General features: G+C 74.7%; 11 protein-coding genes. 3 read left to right on the top strand and 8 right to left on the bottom strand.

Annotated elements, in window-relative coordinates:
• Positions 1 to 7 precede the first annotated feature (7 nt).
• The 4 genes from sucC to A6F73_RS19770 all read right to left on the bottom strand — a co-directional run bounded on the left by sucC (position 8) and on the right by A6F73_RS19770 (position 6,184).
• Positions 8 to 1,180 (bottom strand): ADP-forming succinate--CoA ligase subunit beta, encoded by a 1,173-nt coding sequence (gene sucC / locus A6F73_RS19785; RefSeq protein WP_063349020.1) that lies wholly within the window; start codon positions 1,178 to 1,180, stop codon positions 8 to 10.
• Between the two features lie 302 nt (positions 1,181 to 1,482).
• On the bottom strand, positions 1,483 to 2,646 hold the full coding sequence (locus A6F73_RS19780) for a VWA domain-containing protein (protein WP_063349019.1): 1,164 nt from the start codon (positions 2,644 to 2,646) through the stop codon (positions 1,483 to 1,485).
• A 20-nt stretch (positions 2,647 to 2,666) separates the two neighbouring features.
• Complete coding sequence (locus A6F73_RS19775; protein WP_063349018.1) at positions 2,667 to 5,075, bottom strand: DUF5682 family protein; 2,409 nt, start codon at positions 5,073 to 5,075, stop codon at positions 2,667 to 2,669.
• Positions 5,072 to 6,184, bottom strand: coding sequence for an AAA family ATPase (locus A6F73_RS19770; RefSeq protein ID WP_063349017.1), 1,113 nt, complete (start codon positions 6,182 to 6,184; stop codon positions 5,072 to 5,074). The genes A6F73_RS19775 and A6F73_RS19770 overlap by 4 nt, the downstream gene beginning before the upstream one ends.
• 150 nt (positions 6,185 to 6,334) lie before the next feature.
• Here A6F73_RS19770 and A6F73_RS19765 point away from each other — a divergent pair, with 150 nt between their 5' ends.
• Positions 6,335 to 7,633, top strand: a complete 1,299-nt coding sequence (locus A6F73_RS19765) for an SWIM zinc finger family protein (protein ID WP_063349016.1) — start codon at positions 6,335 to 6,337, stop codon at positions 7,631 to 7,633.
• Between the two features lie 52 nt (positions 7,634 to 7,685).
• Positions 7,686 to 9,287, top strand: a complete 1,602-nt coding sequence (locus A6F73_RS19760; protein WP_063349015.1) for a DUF5691 domain-containing protein — start codon at positions 7,686 to 7,688, stop codon at positions 9,285 to 9,287.
• Positions 9,288 to 9,368: 81 nt separating this feature from the next.
• Here the strand turns inward: A6F73_RS19760 and A6F73_RS19755 are convergent, their stop codons facing one another.
• Positions 9,369 to 9,776, bottom strand: coding sequence for a cobalamin B12-binding domain-containing protein (locus A6F73_RS19755; protein WP_063351339.1), 408 nt, complete (start codon positions 9,774 to 9,776; stop codon positions 9,369 to 9,371).
• A gap of 368 nt (positions 9,777 to 10,144) precedes the next feature.
• Between A6F73_RS19755 and A6F73_RS19750 the strand changes: the two genes are divergently transcribed.
• Positions 10,145 to 10,993 carry a M23 family metallopeptidase gene (locus A6F73_RS19750; RefSeq protein WP_063349014.1) on the top strand — a complete coding sequence of 283 codons (849 nt, stop codon included), beginning with the start codon at positions 10,145 to 10,147 and terminating at the stop codon, positions 10,991 to 10,993.
• Positions 10,994 to 11,018: 25 nt separating this feature from the next.
• On the opposite strand, the gene pcrA is transcribed toward A6F73_RS19750, so the two are convergent.
• The 3 genes from pcrA to A6F73_RS19735 all read right to left on the bottom strand — a co-directional run bounded on the left by pcrA (position 11,019) and on the right by A6F73_RS19735 (position 15,846).
• Entirely contained in the window at positions 11,019 to 13,646 is a 2,628-nt protein-coding gene (gene pcrA, locus A6F73_RS19745; protein WP_063349013.1) for a DNA helicase PcrA, read from the bottom strand.
• Positions 13,647 to 13,763: 117 nt separating this feature from the next.
• A complete protein-coding gene (locus A6F73_RS19740; RefSeq protein WP_063349012.1) occupies positions 13,764 to 14,441 on the bottom strand; it encodes a response regulator transcription factor in 678 nt (225 codons plus the stop codon).
• Positions 14,434 to 15,846: an ATP-binding protein gene (locus A6F73_RS19735; RefSeq protein WP_063351338.1), complete on the bottom strand. Its 1,413-nt coding sequence runs from the start codon at positions 15,844 to 15,846 to the stop codon at positions 14,434 to 14,436. Before A6F73_RS19735 ends, A6F73_RS19740 begins: the two co-directional genes overlap by 8 nt.
• Positions 15,847 to 15,866 lie beyond the last annotated feature (20 nt).

Raw genomic sequence — 15,866 nt, 5'->3', positions numbered from 1 at the left:
CCCTTCCTTACTTGTTGGCCAGCTCGGCGGCGCGGTCAGCGGCGCCGTCCATGGTGTCCACGCGCTGGACCAGCGGGTGGTTGGCGTCGTCGAGGATCTTGCGACCCAGCTCCGCGTTGTTGCCGTCCAGGCGGACGACCAGCGGCTTGGTGACGTTCTCGCCCTTGCTCTCCAGGAGCGCGAGGGCCTGCACGATGCCGTTGGCGACCGCGTCACAGGCGGTGATGCCGCCGAAGACGTTGACGAACACCGACTTGACGTCGGGGTCGCCCAGGATGATCTCCAGGCCGTTCGCCATGACCTCGGCGGAGGCGCCGCCGCCGATGTCGAGGAAGTTGGCGGGCTTGACGCCGCCGTGGTTCTCACCGGCGTAGGCGACCACGTCGAGGGTGCTCATCACGAGGCCCGCGCCGTTGCCGATGATGCCGACCTGGCCGTCGAGCTTGACGTAGTTCAGGCCCTTGGCCTTGGCGGCGGCCTCCAGCGGGTTGGCCGCGGCCTTGTCCTCCAGGGCCTCGTGCTCGGGCTGGCGGAACTCGGCGTTCTCGTCCAGCGAGACCTTGCCGTCAAGCGCGATGATCTTGCCCTCGCCGGACTTGATCAGCGGGTTGACCTCGACGAGGAGCGCGTCCTCGGCGATGAAGACCTTCCACAGCTTCTGCAGGACGTCGGCAACCTGGTCGGCGATCTCGGCCGGGAACTTCGCCGCGGCGACGATCTCGGCGGCCTTCTCCGGGGTGCAGCCCTCGTTGGCGTCGACCGGGATCTTGGCGAGCGCGTCGGGGTTCTCCTCGGCGACGACCTCGATCTCCACGCCGCCCTCGACGCTGGCCATCGCCAGGAAGGTGCGGTTGGTGCGGTCCAGCAGGAACGAGACGTAGTACTCGTCCTTGATGTCCGCGGTCTGGGCCAGCATCACCTTGTGGACGGTGTGGCCCTTGATGTCCATGCCGAGGATCGCCTCGGCCTTGGCGACGGCGTCAGCCGGGTCGGAGGCGAGCTTCACGCCACCGGCCTTGCCTCGGCCACCCACCTTCACCTGAGCCTTGACGACGGCGCGGCCGCCGAAGCGCTCCGCGATGGCGGCAGCGTCTGCGGCGGTCTCGATCACATCACCGTCAAGCACGGGCACACCGTGCTTGGCGAAGAGGTCCCTCGCCTGGTACTCGAACAGGTCCACGTGTTTGTCCTTGTTCGTGGTCGCGGATTGTGTCTCTACGAGCGTGCCACGGCAGGATCTTCGCTGCGGGTCGTCGGGGCGGTGCGGGTACGCAGAGGTACGGCCTTGCGGCCCACACAGCCACGGGCGCACACGTCAATCAACACGCGCGTCACGTCCGTCTGGCAGGTTATCCCCGTACGACGGGACTGTTTCGCCCGGGGCCTGCCCGTCCGTGGTGAGAACCGTCACAGACAGCCTACGGGGGCGGTCGGCGCACCCCCTGTCCGCCGGTCGGCCGGTTCGCACGTCCGGGTGAATCCTCACACTCCCTGGTCAGGCACCGGCAGCGGGCGCTTCTCGATCGCCGCGGCCATGATCTCCGGAAAGGCGTCCGGGGTGCAGGCGAAGGCCGGGGCCCCCAGGGCGGCCAGGGCGGCGGCGTGGGCGTGGTCGTAGGCGGGCGCACCTTCGTCGGAGAGCGCCAGCAGGGCGATGAACTGGACGCCGGCCGCCTTCATCGCGGCGACGCGCTTGAGCATGCCGTCCCGGATGCCGCCCTCGTAGAGATCGCTGATCAGCACCACCACGGTCTCGGACGGCCGGGTGATCCTCGACTGGCAGTAGGCGAGCGCGCGGTTGATGTCGGTGCCGCCGCCGAGCTGGGTGGCGAACAGGACGTCGACCGGGTCGGTGAGCTGTTCGGTGAGGTCGACCACCGAGGTGTCGAAGACGACCAACCGGGTGTCCAGCGTGCGCATCGAGGCGAGCACCGCGCCGAACACCGCCGAGTGCACCACCGACGGGGCCATCGAGCCGGACTGGTCGATGCAGAGGATGACGTCCTTCTTCACCGCGCGCTGGGCGCGGGCGTAGCCGACCAGCCGCTCGGGCACGACGGTGCCGTGCTCGGGCAGGTAGTTCTTCAGGTTGGCCCGGATGGTGCGGTCCCAGTCGATGTCGCGGTGGCGGGGCCGGTTGACCTTGGCGCTGCGGTCGAGGGCGCCGCCCAGGGTGGCCCTGGTGCGGTCGGCGAGCCGGCGCTCCAGATCGGCGACCACCTTGCCGACCACGGCGCGGGCGGTCTCCCGGGTGGTCTCGGGCAGCGCATGCTTGAGCGACAGCAGGGTGCCGACCAGGTGCACGTCCGGTTCGACGGCCTCCAGCATCTCGGGTTCCAGCAGCAGCCGCTCCAGGCCGAGCCGGGCGATCGCGTCCTGCTGCATCAGCTGGACGACGGTGGACGGGAAGTACTCGCGGATGTCGCCCAGCCAGCGCGCCACCTGCGGGGCCGAGCCGCCCAGCCCGGCGCTGCGCCGGCCGCCGCGGGCCCCCCGGCCGCCCTCCTCGGGCGCGCCGCGGTAGAGCGCGGCCAGCGCACCGTCCATCGCGGCGTCCCGGCCGCGCAGGGCGCAGCCGGTGCCGTCGGCCTCGCCGCCGAGCACCAGCCGCCAGCGGCGCAGCCGTTCGTCGGTCGTGGTCGCCATCAGGTCCTCCTTCACGGGTGTCAGGTGTTGCGGCCGGCGGCCTGCCGGGGGATCCGGGGGCGGGCGCCGAGCAGCAGGGCCACCACCGGGACGGCGGCGTCGGCCCGGGCCCGGTCGAGGGTGCCGCCCGGGGTCAGGGCCGCCGGGGCCTCGCCGAGCGGGCCGGCCGCGACCCGGCCGCCGATGGTGCTGCGGACGCCCGCCTCCAGCCCGGCGAAGGTGCGGCGCAGCAGCGGCAGGACGTCGGTGAAGACCTCGCCGGGCACGCCGGTCAGCCACTCGTCGAGCAGGGCGAGCAGGCGCGGGTCGTGCAGCAGCAGGGCGCCGCCGCCGGTGAGGAAGCCCTCGATCCAGCCGGCCGCGTCCGCCGGGGCGTTGGCGGTGGACAGGACCAGCCGCAGCCGGCCGGCGGCCTCCTCGGAGTCGAGCCGCCCGTCGTCCAGCAGCAGCCGGACGGCGCGCCCGCGCAGCAGGCCGGGGGCGCCGGTGGCCGGGCCGCCGGCCGGCTCGCGGCGGGCCAGCGAGCGCAGGGCGGCGGCCCAGCGGTCGGCCAGGGCCTCGGAACCGTCCGGGCCCGGGGAGGCTGCCGGGGCGTCCGGGCCCGCTGATCCGTCCGGGGCGTCCGGGCCTTCCGGGGCGTCCGGCTCCGGACGGGCGGCCGGGCCGAGCAGGCCGATCGCGCCGTGCACCTCGTCGAGCCGGCCGCGCATCGCCGCCGCCCCCTCGGCGTCCAACCCGACGCAGGCGGGCGGCAGCCCGACGCAGATCCGGTCGGCCAGGCCGGTGGCGACCTCGCCGAGCGCGCCGTGGTCGGTGCCGCGCACGTCGCCGTAGCGCAGCGCCCGGACCAGCGCGGGCAGCGCCCCGGCCAGGTGCGCAACGTCGGTGTCCAGGGCGGCGCAGTCGGCGAGCACCCGCATCACGGCGGGCAGCGCGCCGGCCAGCCCGGCCAGCAGGCAGGTCTCCACCAGGCCGGTCAGCTCGGCGAGTTCGGCGGCGGCGCGGGCGGTGCCGACGGCCTTGCCGGTCGCCGCCTCCTCCACCGTGGTGCCCCACTGGGCGGCCTCGGCGATCCGGACCGCGAACTCGGGCTGCCAGCACAGCCGCCAGCTCTCCCGGAACGTCCCGGTCGAGTTGACCGCCGAGCGGGCCGGCACGCCCCAGTCGACACCCAGGAGCCGCAGCCTGTGCAGCAGCCGCGAGCGGGCCGCGTCGGTGTCCTTGCGCAGGTCGAGGTCGAGGTCCTTCGGCGCGGCCTCGGGCTTGAGCCGCAGCGTGCGCTGCCAGCGGGTGAGGTCCCGCTGGAGCGGCACCGCCGGTGCCGCGTCCGGGACTTCGCCGAGCGCGTCGCCGACCACCAGGCGGTCCCGGACGAGTTCCAGGGCGACGTCCGAACCCTCGCAGAGCACCGCCCGGACGGCGTCCAGGGTCTCGGTCAGGCCGGCCAGCGGGCGGCCGCGCAGCACCGCCAGCGTGCGGGCGAGCCGGACCGCCTCGATGACGTGGGCGGAGGAGACCGGGTGGTCCTCGGCCCGCAGCAGTTCGGCGGCCCGGGCGAGCCAGCGCGGCACCGGATCGCCCTCTGTGCCGAACAGGTGGTGGTACCAGCCCGGTGACTGCACGCCCGCGCCGTAGCCGGTGGCCTGGGAGAGCCGGCGGTGCGTCCACGGCACCCAGGTGATGTCCGTCCGCACCTTCCGCGGCAGTGCGGCGAGCAGCGCCCGGTCGTGCGCGACCGTCGGCAGCACCGCCAGCGCGGGCACGTGGAAGGCCCCGCACACCACGGCGATCCGGCGGTGCCCGGCGCGGCGGGCGGCCCGGATCTGCTGGCGCATGTACGCCTCGCGCAGCTCGTCCCGCCGGGACTCGCCGAGGCCCTCCGCGCGCAGCGCCGCCATCGCCTCCGCGACGGCGGCGAACGGCGCCAGTCCGTCCGGGTCGTCCGCGCCGCCCGCACCGGGCGCGCGGTGCTCGACCACGTCCTCCCACCAGCGCTCCGGGTCGTCGTACCCGGCCGCCTCGGCGAGCAGCGCCAGCGGGTCGGCGACCGGCCCGGCGGGCTCCCCCGGCTCCCCGGCCTCCCCCGCCTCGGCGGCCTCGGCGGCGGGGCCGAGGCCGTACCCGGCGGGCAGGTCGATGAAGCGGACCGGCAGCTCCCGCTCGACGCCGTAGCGGATCGCCACCCACTCCGGGGAGAACTCGGCATACGGCCAGAACGCGGCCCTCGCCGGGTCGTCCACCGCGTGGGCCAGCAGCGCGACCGGCGGCACCAGGCCGTTCCCGGCCGCGAGGTGGACGATGCCGTCGGCCTCCGGCGGGCCCTCGATCAGCACCGCGTCCGGCCGCCACCGCTCCAGCGCGGCGGCCACCGCCCGGGCCGAGCCCGGGCCGTGGTGCCGGATGCCGAGCAGCGCGACGTCCGCGGTCATCGCACCTCCTCGCGGGCGGCCCGGTAGAAGTCCTTCCAACCGTCGCGCTCGCGCACCACCCCTTCGACGTACTCGCGCCACACCGCGTGGTCCGCCACCGGGTCCCGGACGACGGCGCCGAGGATGCCGGCCGTCACGTCCCCGGCGCGCAGCACGCCGTCCCCGAAGTGAGTGGCCAGGGCGAGGCCGTTGGCCACCACCGAGATCGCCTCCGCCGTGGAGAGGGTGCCGCTCGGGCTCTTGACCTTCGTCCGCCCGTCCGTCGTGATCCCGGCCCGCAGCTCGCGGAACACGGTGACCACCCGCCTGATCTCCTCGGCGCCGCCGGGCAGTTCGGGCAGCTCCAGGGAGCGGCCGAGCTGGTTCACCCGGCGGGTGACGATGTCGACCTCCTCCTCCAGCGAGCCCGGCAGCGGCAGCACGACGGTGTTGAACCGCCGGCGCAGCGCGCTGGACAGCTCGTTGACGCCGCGGTCGCGGTCGTTCGCGGTGGCGATCACGTTGAAGCCGCGCACCGCCTGCGTCTCGCCGCCCAACTCCGGCACCGGCAGCGTCTTCTCGGACAGGATGGTGATCAGGCTGTCCTGCACGTCCGCCGGGATCCGGGTCAGTTCCTCGATCCGGGCGAGCTTGCCGTCCGCCATCGCCCGCATCAGCGGCGAGGGCACCAGGGCGTCCCGGCTCGGGCCGTCGGTGAGCAGCCGGGCATAGTTCCAGCCGTACCGGACGGCCTCCTCCGGGGTGCCGGCGGTGCCCTGCACCAGCAGGGTGGAGTCGCCGCTGATCGCCGCGGCCAGGTGCTCGGACACCCAGGTCTTCGCGGTGCCAGGCACGCCGAGCAGCAGCAGCGCGCGGTCCGTCGCCAGGGTCGTGACGGCGACCTCCACCACCCGGCGCGGGCCGATGTACTTGGGGGTGATCGGGGTGCCGTCGGGCAGTTCGCCGCCGAGCAGGTACGTCGCCACGGCCCACGGCGAGAGCTTCCAGCGCTCCGGGCGCGGACGGTCGTCCTGCGCGGCCAGCGCGGCCAGTTCACCGGCGAAGGCGTCCTCGGCATGCTGCCGCAGAACGTCGGTCACGGGGGCTCCTTCGGGTCGGCCGCCGGGCACACGGGTGCCCTCGGCGGCAGGGTGATCGGGGGGAGCTGGGGCCGGCGTCCCGGCCTGTGGGAACCACCCTGCACCCCGGCACTGACAAACCCCGGGGCGCTCCCGACGGGCGGTCAGCCGATGTCAGTGCCGCCGCCTACCGTCGGTCGCATGGAGGAACGCTGGAGCACCGAACACGTCCTGTCCCTGGCACCTGACGCCGCGTCGCAGAAGGCGGCCGGCAAGCTCTCCTCGCCCGCGCCCTGGTCCGGGGCGGGCACCGACGGCACCGCGCTCTGGGGCGAGTGCAAGGGCAGCGGCAGCACGCCGTACCGCACCGTGATCGAACTCGCCACGCCCGCCTACCAGTGCAGCTGCCCCAGCCGGAAGTTCCCGTGCAAGCACGCGCTCGGGCTCCTCCTGCTGTGGAGCGGCGCCCCGGAGGCCGTCCCGGCCGCCGAACCCGCCGCATGGGCGGCCGACTGGCTCACCTCCCGCGAGGAGCGCGCCGAGAAGCGCGCCGCGCCCCCCGCCGACCCGGCCGCCGCCCGCCGCCGGGCCGAGCGGCGCGGTGCCCGGGTGGCGGCCGGCGCGGCCGAGCTGCGGCTGCGCCTGGCCGACCGGATCCGGCACGGCCTGGCCGACCAGTCCACCGCCGGGCCCTGGGAGGAGGTCGCCGCCCGAATGGTCGACGCCCAGGCCCCCGGCCTGGCCACCCGGGTCCGCGAACTCGACGCCGCCCCGCAGGACCGGCTCCTGGAGGAGTACGCGATGCTGCACCTGCTCGCCACCGCCGCCACCCGCGTCGACGAGCTGCCGGCCGAACTGGCCGCCACCGTCCGCACCCGGGTCGGCTACCCCACCGACACCGCCGAGATCCTGGCCGGCCCCACCGTGCGCGACCGCTGGCAGGTGCTCGGCAGCCGCGACTCCGCCGACGAACGGCTCACCACCCGCCGGGTCTGGCTGCGCGGCGCCAAAACCGGCCGCCCCGCCCTGCTGCTCGCCTTCGGCCGCCCCGGCCAGGCCCCCGACCTCGCCCTGCCCACCGGCCACCTGCTGGAGGCCGACCTCGCCTTCCACCCCGGCGCCCGCCCGCTGCGCGCCGCCCTCGGCACCCGCTACGGCGCCCCCGAGCCCGGCCCGGCCGGCCCGCCCGACGGCCTCACCGTCGCCGAGGCGGTCGCCGGCTACGGCACCGCCGTCGCCGACGACCCGTGGCTGGACAGCTGGCCGACCGTCCTCACCGGCGCCGTGCCCGTCCGCACCCCGGACGGCTGGCACCTGACGGACGGCCACCACACCCTGCCCGTCCGCACCTCGGCCCTCCCGGAGGCGGCCCTGTGGCGGCTGGCCGCGGTCTCCACCGGCCGCCCGCTGACGGTCTTCGGCGAGTACGGCCACCAGGGCTTCGCCCCGGTCACGGCCTGGGCCGGCCACGACCGCCCGATCGGCCTCACCACCGTCTAGGGCGTGCCTTGTGGATCAGGACACGCCCGAGCACACCTCAGGAGCACCGAAGATGACGATCACCCAGGACCCGTGGGAGACCCTGCACACCACCGCCCTGCTCGGCACCGACCGCCGCCCGCTCCCGGCCACCACCCTGCCGCTCGCCGACACCGTCGACCAGGCCGACCCGGCCACCGCGCTGCTGGAACTGGCCGCCCTCGCCACCGTCCGCCGCCGGGCCGGCGCCCTGCCCGTCCCCGCCGCCGGACCGCCCGGCCCGCCCGCGCCCGAGGACGGGCGCCCCGAGCTGCCCGCGGCGGCCGCCCGCCGGCTCGCCGTCCTGCTGGCCGGCCGGTCCGGCGGCAGCGGCGGCGCCACCCTGGCCAACCTCGCCGAACTGCTCCCGCAGTGGCTCGCCACCGCCCGCGCCCGGGGCCTGCGCCCGCCCGGCGCACTGATACCCGGCCTGCTCGACGCCGCCCGCGCCCGCAGCGAACTGCGCGCCGACGCCGTCGCGCTGGCCGGACCACTGGGCCGCTGGCTGGCCGAACAGAACCCCGACTGGCGCTTCGTGCTGCGCACCGCCGCCCCCGACCCGGCCGAGCAGCCCGGCGGGCCCGTCGACCACCAGCTGTGGCACGAGGGCCTGTTCGCCGAGCGGGTCACCCACCTCACCCTGCTGCGCCGCCGCGATCCGGCCGCCGGCCTGGAGCTGCTGAGCGGCACCTGGTCCACCGAGCGCGCCGAGGACCGCCTGCTCTTCCTGGACGCCCTCCAGGACGGCCTCTCCGCCGCCGACGAACCCTTCCTGGAGGCCGCCCTCGGCGACCGCAGCAAGAACGTCCGCGCCACCGCCGCCGAACTGCTCTCCACCCTGCCCGGCTCGGCCCTCGCCCGGCGGATGGCCGAGCGGGCGAGGACCGCCGTCCGCCTCGCCGCGGCCGGGACGCACCTGCTGGTCACCCCGCCCGCCGAGTGCGACGCGGCCATGCAGCGCGACGGCATACCGCCCAAGTCCCCCACCGGACGCGGCGAACGGGCCTGGTGGTTCGGCGAGGTGATCGCCGCCGCACCGCTGCGGCTCTGGCCCGAGAGCACCGGCCTGACACCGGAGCAGCTGCTCGCCCTGCGGGTCGGCGACAGCATCGACGAGACCAGCAGCAGCTGGGCCGACGACCTGCGCGAGGCCTGGGCGCGGGCCGCCGTCCGCCAGCACGACGCCGACTGGGCCCGGGCGCTGCTCGGCCCGGCGCCCGCACCACCCGCCCGCGGCGCCGGACGGGCCCGCGCCCCCCGCGTCACCGGCGCCCCCGCCAAGCTGCTCGCCGTCCTCCCACCCGAGGAGCGGGCCGCCTGGACGGCCGCGTTCATCGAGGTGCACGGCCTGGGCGAGGCCTTCCAACTGCTCGGCGCCTGCGGCACGCCGTGGACGCCGCCGCTGTCCACCGCCGTGGTGACGGCCCTGGCCCGCGCCGCCGGCTCCGGCGCGTACCCGTGGAGCCACAGCGGGGTGCTCGGGATGACGGAACGCGCGCTCGCCCCGGAGACGGCGGCCGCCGTGGAGGGGCTGGCCGCCGGGGCCGCGCCCGACTCCGCCTGGTCGGAGACCTTCGCCCGGCTGGCCGGAACGCTGCGCTTCCGGGCCGCGATGCTCGCCGAACTCGACGCCTGACGCCCGTTCCCGAAGCGACGGAACGACGGAACGGGCCGGCCCCGCCGAAGCCTGGGGCCGGCCCGTCCCGCACCGTCAACCTCAGCCGGCCGCCCGCAGGTTGGCCGCGACCCAGGCCACGACGTCCCGGGTGGACGTGCCCGGGGTGAAGATGTCCGCGACGCCCATCGCCTTGAGCTCGGCGATGTCGTCGTCCGGGATGATCCCGCCGCAGAAGACCTTGATGTCCGCCGCGTCGCGCTCCTTCAACAGCTCCAACACCCGTGCGCACAGCGTCATGTGGGCACCGGAGAGGATCGACAGCCCGATGCCGTCCGCGTCCTCCTGGATCGCGGTGTCGACGACCTGCTCGGGCGTCTGGTGCAGCCCGGTGTAGATGACCTCCATACCGGCGTCGCGCAGGGCGCGCGCAATGACCTTGGCGCCACGGTCGTGACCGTCGAGCCCCGGCTTGGCGACCACCACACGGATCGGCCCCGACACACTCATGACTGCCTCCTGGACCTCGTCGTCCACCATCCGACCGGACCTCGCGGGCCACGGGTGCGGTTAACGGCCAATAACCAACCTGAGGGGAGGTTAGCGCCACCCGGCCCGGTTAGCCGCGCCACCTCCCAAGAGGAGGGCAAAGTCACAGCCCCCGGCCTTGCTACCAGTGGGTATGCCCGTCCACCCGTCCACCGCACAGACCCTCGGCCGACCTCTTGACAACCGGAGGTTTTTCCGGGGCGTCGGCCTTGCGGCTACAGTCTCGGCTGATTTCTCCCCGCTTCCCCCGTACCGCTTTTCCCTGCCGCTTTCCCCGCCGCTCCCCTGCCCGACGACGCGCCCCAGGCCCACCGAGGAGGCAGCCCCCGATGGCTCCCGACGCAGCCGCCCGCCCGACCCGTGCGGAGCTGCGCCTCGCCGCCCGCGAGGAGTCCCGCACCCAGCGCCGCGGCGCCGCCAAGGCCGCCACCAGAACCGCACTGCTGCGGGTCGCGCTGCCGTCGGTGGCCGCGCTCGGGGTCGCCGCCGCGGCGGCCGTCACCGTGCGGGGCGAGGCCGATCAGCACGCCCAGGCGGCCGGCCGGACGGCACGGACGGCGGTCGACGCCCCGGACGCCCAGGGCAACCCGAACAGCCCGAACAGCCCGGACAACCCGGCCGACGGCGGCGCCGAGGCCGCCAAGACGGCCGCCCGGCAGGCGGTCGCGGCCGGCGACCCGGCCCAGGCCTCCCGCGGCGACGCCCGCCAGCCGCTGGCCGGCGCCCAGCCCGCCGACGCCCAGGGCACCCCGGGCGCGCAGCCGAGCGCCGAGCCCGTCAAGCCCAAGGTGGTCATGCCGGTCGCCCGGCACGGCCTCGGTGAGCTGTTCGGCGAGGCCGGCACCCACTGGGCCAACCGCCACACCGGCATCGACTTCCCGGTGGACGGCGGTTCCGAGGTGATGGCCGTCACCGACGGCACGATCCGCACCCAGTGGAACCCGTCGTACGGCTACATGACGGTGCTGAAGATGCCCGACGGCACCGAGGCCTGGTACTGCCACCTGCGGGCGTACAAGGTCCGCAAGGGGCCGGTGAAGCAGGGCGACGTCATCGCCTTCGTCGGCAGCAGTGGCAACAGCACCGGGCCGCACCTGCACTTCGAGATCCGCCCAGCCGGCAGCGGGCCGGTCGACCCGCTGCCGTGGTTCCTCTCGAACGGGCTCGACCCCCGCTGAGGCCCCGTCCGGCCTAGGAAACGCTCTAGAGCTTCTCCACCGGCGCGTAGCGCAGCAGCAGCTGCTTGCGGCCCTCCGAGCCGAAGTCGACCGTGGCCTGCGCCCGGTCGCCGACGCCGGTGACGCCCACCACCGTGCCCAGCCCGAAGGTGTCGTGGGTGACCCGGTCCCCGACCGCGAGCGAGACGGCGTCCCGTTCGACGGCCTGGCCGCCGCGTCGCGCCGACTGCCCCCAGCCCGCCTTCGGCTTCGACGAGGCCGACGAGCCCGAAGAACCCGACGAGGAGCGCGAACCGCCGCCCCCCGACGAGGACTTGCCCCAGGACGACCCCGAGGAGAAGCCGCGCGCGGCCGGCGCCTGCGCCGCCCCCCTCCGCTTCCACTCCACCAGGTCCTCCGGGATCTCCTCCAGGAACCGCGAGGCCGGGTTGTACGCGGGCTGCCCCCAGGCGCTGCGCAGCACCGAGCGGGTCAGGTAGAGCCGCTGCCGCGCCCGGGTGAGCCCCACGTAGGCGAGCCGCCGCTCCTCCTCCAGCTCCTTGACCTGGTTGAGCGCCCGCATGTGCGGGAAGATCCCGTCCTCCATGCCGGTCAGGAAGACCACCGGGAACTCCAGGCCCTTGGCGGTGTGCAGGGTCATCATCGTGATGACGCCCCGGCCCTCCTCGTCGTCCGGGATCTGGTCGGAGTCGGCGACGAGCGCGACCCGTTCCAGGAAGTCGGGCAGCGAGCCGACCGGCGGGGTGCCCTCCTCGTCGGCGTCGGGCCGCTCGCCCGGGTCCTGCTCGTACTCCAGGGCGACGGAGGCGAGTTCCTGGAGGTTCTCCACCCGGGTCTCGTCCTGCGGGTCGGTGGAGGCCTGGAGTTCGGCCAGGTAGCCGGTCTCCTCCAGGACGGCCTCCAGCACCGCGGCCGGGCCCGCGCCCGACTCGACGACCTGCCGCAGCCCGGCCATCAGGACGTTGAACTTCTTCACCGCGTTGGCCGAGCGCGCGGCCATCCCGTACGCCTCGTCGACCCGCAGCAGCGCCTGGGCGAAGGAGATCCGCTCCCGCGCGGCCAGCGCGTCGACCATCGCCTCGGCCCGTTCGCCGATGCCGCGCTTGGGCACGTTGAGGATCCGGCGCAGCGGCACGGTGTCCTCCGGGTTGGAGAGCACCCGCAGGTACGCCAGGACGTCCCGGACCTCCTTGCGCTCGTAGAAGCGCACCCCGCCGACCACCTTGTACGGCAGGCCGACCCGGATGAACACCTCCTCGAACACGCGGGACTGGGCGTTCGTCCGGTAGAAGATCGCGACGTCGCCGGGCTTGGCGTCGCCCGCGTCGGTGAGCCGGTCGATCTCGTCGGCGATGAACTGGGCCTCGCCGTGCTCGTCGTCCGCGACGTAGCCGACGACCTTCTCGCCGTGCTCGCCGGCCGTCCAGAGCTTCTTCTCGCGCCGGTTGGCGTTGCGCTCGATGACGGCGTTGGCGGCGCTCAGGATGGTCTGCGTGGAGCGGTAGTTCTGCTCCAGCAGGATCGTGGTCGCGTTCGGGTAGTCCTCCTCGAACTGGAGGATGTTGCGGATCGTCGCGCCGCGGAAGGCGTAGATCGACTGGTCCGCGTCACCGACGACGCACAGCTCGGCCGGCGGCACCTCGGACAGGCGCCCGGCGGCCTGGTTCACGAACTCCCCGTCCACGGTGCGCTTCGGCGCGGCCGCGACGGATCCGCCGCTCAGCTCGCGGACGAGCATGTACTGCGCGTGGTTGGTGTCCTGGTACTCGTCGACCAGGATGTGCCGGAACCGGCGCCGGTAGTGCTCCGCGACGTCGGGGAAGGCCTGGAGCAGGTTCACCGTCGTCATGATGATGTCGTCGAAGTCCAGCGCGTTGGCCTCGCGCAGGCGCCGCTGGTAGAGCGTGTACGCCTCGGAGAGCTTCTTCTCCATCGGGTTGGCGGCCTGGTCGGCGAAGGTCTCCTCGTCGATCAGCTCGTTCTTCAGGTTGCTGATCTTCGCGGTGAAGGACTTCGGCGGGAACTGCTTCGGGTCCAGGTCGAGGTCGCGGCAGACCAGCGACATCAGCCGCTGCGAGTCGGCCGAGTCGTAGATCGAGAAGCTGGAGGTGAAGCCCAGCACCTTGGACTCGCGGCGCAGGATCCGCACGCACGCGCTGTGGAAGGTGGACACCCACATCGCCCGGGCCCGCGGGCCGACCAGCGCCTCGACGCGCTCGCGCATCTCGCCGGCGGCCTTGTTGGTGAAGGTGATCGCCAGGATCTCGCCCGGCTGCACGCCGCGGGCGCCCAGCAGGTGGGCGATCCGGTGGGTCAGCACCCGGGTCTTGCCGGAGCCGGCGCCGGCCACGATGAGCAGCGGCGAGCCCGCGTGCAGCACCGCCTCGCGCTGCGGGTCGTTCATGCCCTCCAGCAGCTGTGCCGGATCCACCACCGTGCGGGCGGCGCCGTTGCGGTACCAGGCGTCCCGCGCGGTCTCGGCGGCGTGGTCGGTCTGGAACAGCCCCTCCGGGATGGCCTCCTCGTAGGCCTCGTACGGGGCGTCGTCCTCGTACGGCGGGGGCTCCTCGTCGAGGGGCACGGCGGGCTGCTTCGACCCGGCGGCGGGTGCCTCGAAACCGGGGAGCGGGAGGTCGTCAAAGAGGCTACTCATGGCACTCCGAGTCTATGGCCACCCACCGACAAGCCCGCCCGGCCCGGAGAAAACCGGACCGGACGGGCTCGCGACCGGGGCTCAGCAGCACATGGGCTCGGCCGCCCGGGCCAGGGCTCAGACCAGCCGGCGGGCGGTGGCCCAGCGGGTCAGTTCGTGCCGGTTGCTCAGCTGGAGCTTGCGCAGGACGGCGGAGACGTGGCTCTCGACCGTCTTCACCGAGATGAAGAGCTGCTTGGCGATCTCCTTGTACGCGTAGCCGCGCGCGATCAGGCGGAGCACCTCGCGCTCGCGCTGGGTGAGGCGGTCCAGGTCCTCGTCGACCGGCGGGGTGTCGGTGGCGGCGAAGGCGTCCAGGACGAAGCCGGCCAGCCGGGGCGAGAACACCGCGTCGCCGTCGGCGATCCGGAAGATCGCGTTGACCAGGTCGGTGCCGGTGATGGTCTTGGTGACGTAGCCGCGCGCGCCGCCGCGGATGACGCCGATCACGTCGTCGGCGGCGTCCGACACCGACAGGGCGAGGAACTTGACCCCGCCCTGCTCGCCCATCAGCCCGGCCGAGCGGCGCAGCACCTCGACACCGCCGCCGCCGGGCAGGTGGACGTCGAGCAGCACCACGTCCGGCCGGGTCTCGGCGACGACCCGCACCGCCGACTCGACGTCGTCGGCCTCGCCGACCACGTCGATGCCGGTCGCCTCGGTGCGGCCGATCTCGGCCCGGACCCCGGTGCGGAACATCCGGTGGTCGTCCACCAGGACGACTCTCGCGGTGCGCTCCGGCGCTGCCTCAGTCATTCGTTCTCTCCATCTCCAGCTCGACCTCGGTCCCGCCGTCCGGCGCGGGCCGCACCCGTGCGGTGCCGCCGTTGCGCTTCATGCGGCCGATGATCGACTCCCGTACGCCCATCCGGTCCTCGGGCACCGTGTCGGGGTCGAAGCCGGGACCGTGGTCGCGGACGAACACCGACACCGTCTTCCCCTCCACCTCGGCGTAGACCTGGACCGGTCCCCCGCCACCGTACTTGGCCGCGTTGACGGTCGCCTCCCTCGCGGCCTGCATCTGGGCCGCGATCCGGTCGTCCATCGGGCAGTCGCCGACGATCACGACCTCGACCGGGACGCCGTGCCGGTCCTCGACCTCGGCGACGACGGCGCGCAGGCTCTCCGCCATGGTGTCGGGAGCGGCCTCGGCGGCGGCCTCCGGGCGGTACAGCCACAGCCGCAGCTCGCGCTCCTGGGCACGGGCCAGCCGCAGCACCTCCTTGGGGTCCTCGGCCCGGCGCTGGATCAGGGTCAGGGTGTGCAGCACCGAGTCGTGGACGTGCGCGGCGATCTCGGCCCGCTCCTGGGCGCGGATGCGGGCGGTGCGCTCGGCACCGAGGTCCTGCCACAGGCGCAGCCCGTACGGGCCGAGCAGCACCAGCACCCCGGCGAGCACCGCGAGCGAGGCCTCGACCACCGAGCCGAGCGTCGAGCCGCTGCCCTGCATGGCGAGGAAGGCGATGGTGCCGGCCACCACGAGCAGCACGCCGGTGCCGACCCGGGTGTAGGCGCCGCGCCGCTTGTCGCCCTCCTCCAGGCCGAACCAGCGCTGCCAGCGCGAGTCGTCGGCCTGCCGCCAGACCAGCGCGACGCCGACGCCGATCGCCAGCAGCGGCCAGGTGTACGGCTTGGCGGTCTGCAGGCCGAGCGCGTTGAGCAGGGCGGTGATGCCGATCACCATCATCACCAGGGCGGCGAGCTGGCCGAGGCCGCCCTGCCCGGTCTTGCCGGCCGCGCTGTCCTCCCCCTCCGCGGGGGCCGCGGCCGGCTCGCCCTGGAGGGCGTGCTGGAGCAGTTCGCGCAGCCGGCCGAGCCAGCCGCCGCGGCCCTTGTTCAGCGCGCCGCCCGGCTGCTGCCCCGACCCGGTCGGGACGAAGGCGCCGTTGACGTACACCCAGTGGGCGGCGCCGCGCTGCGCGGGCTCGCCGATGCCGATCGGCACCACGAACCAGAACGCCGCGTACAGCAGGGTGCCGATCCCCTGCGCGAAGAACAGCAGCACGAACGCGAGCCGCACCCACCGCACCGGGAGCCCGAGGTGCACCGCGAGCCCCTGCGCGACGCCGCCGAGCATCCGCCCCTGCGGGCTGCGGTAGAGCCGGCGGTACGGCGGCCGTCCGCCGTCGGGCGCGGTCGGGTCGGTGCCGCCCGACGGCACGGCGTCGGGGGCGAGGGGTC

This window comes from Streptomyces sp. MJM8645, assembly GCF_001625365.1.
GTDB lineage: Bacteria > Actinomycetota > Actinomycetes > Streptomycetales > Streptomycetaceae > Kitasatospora.
The sequence above is the reverse complement of the archived record's forward strand: the minus strand, read 5'-3'. Positions and strand labels throughout refer to the sequence as shown.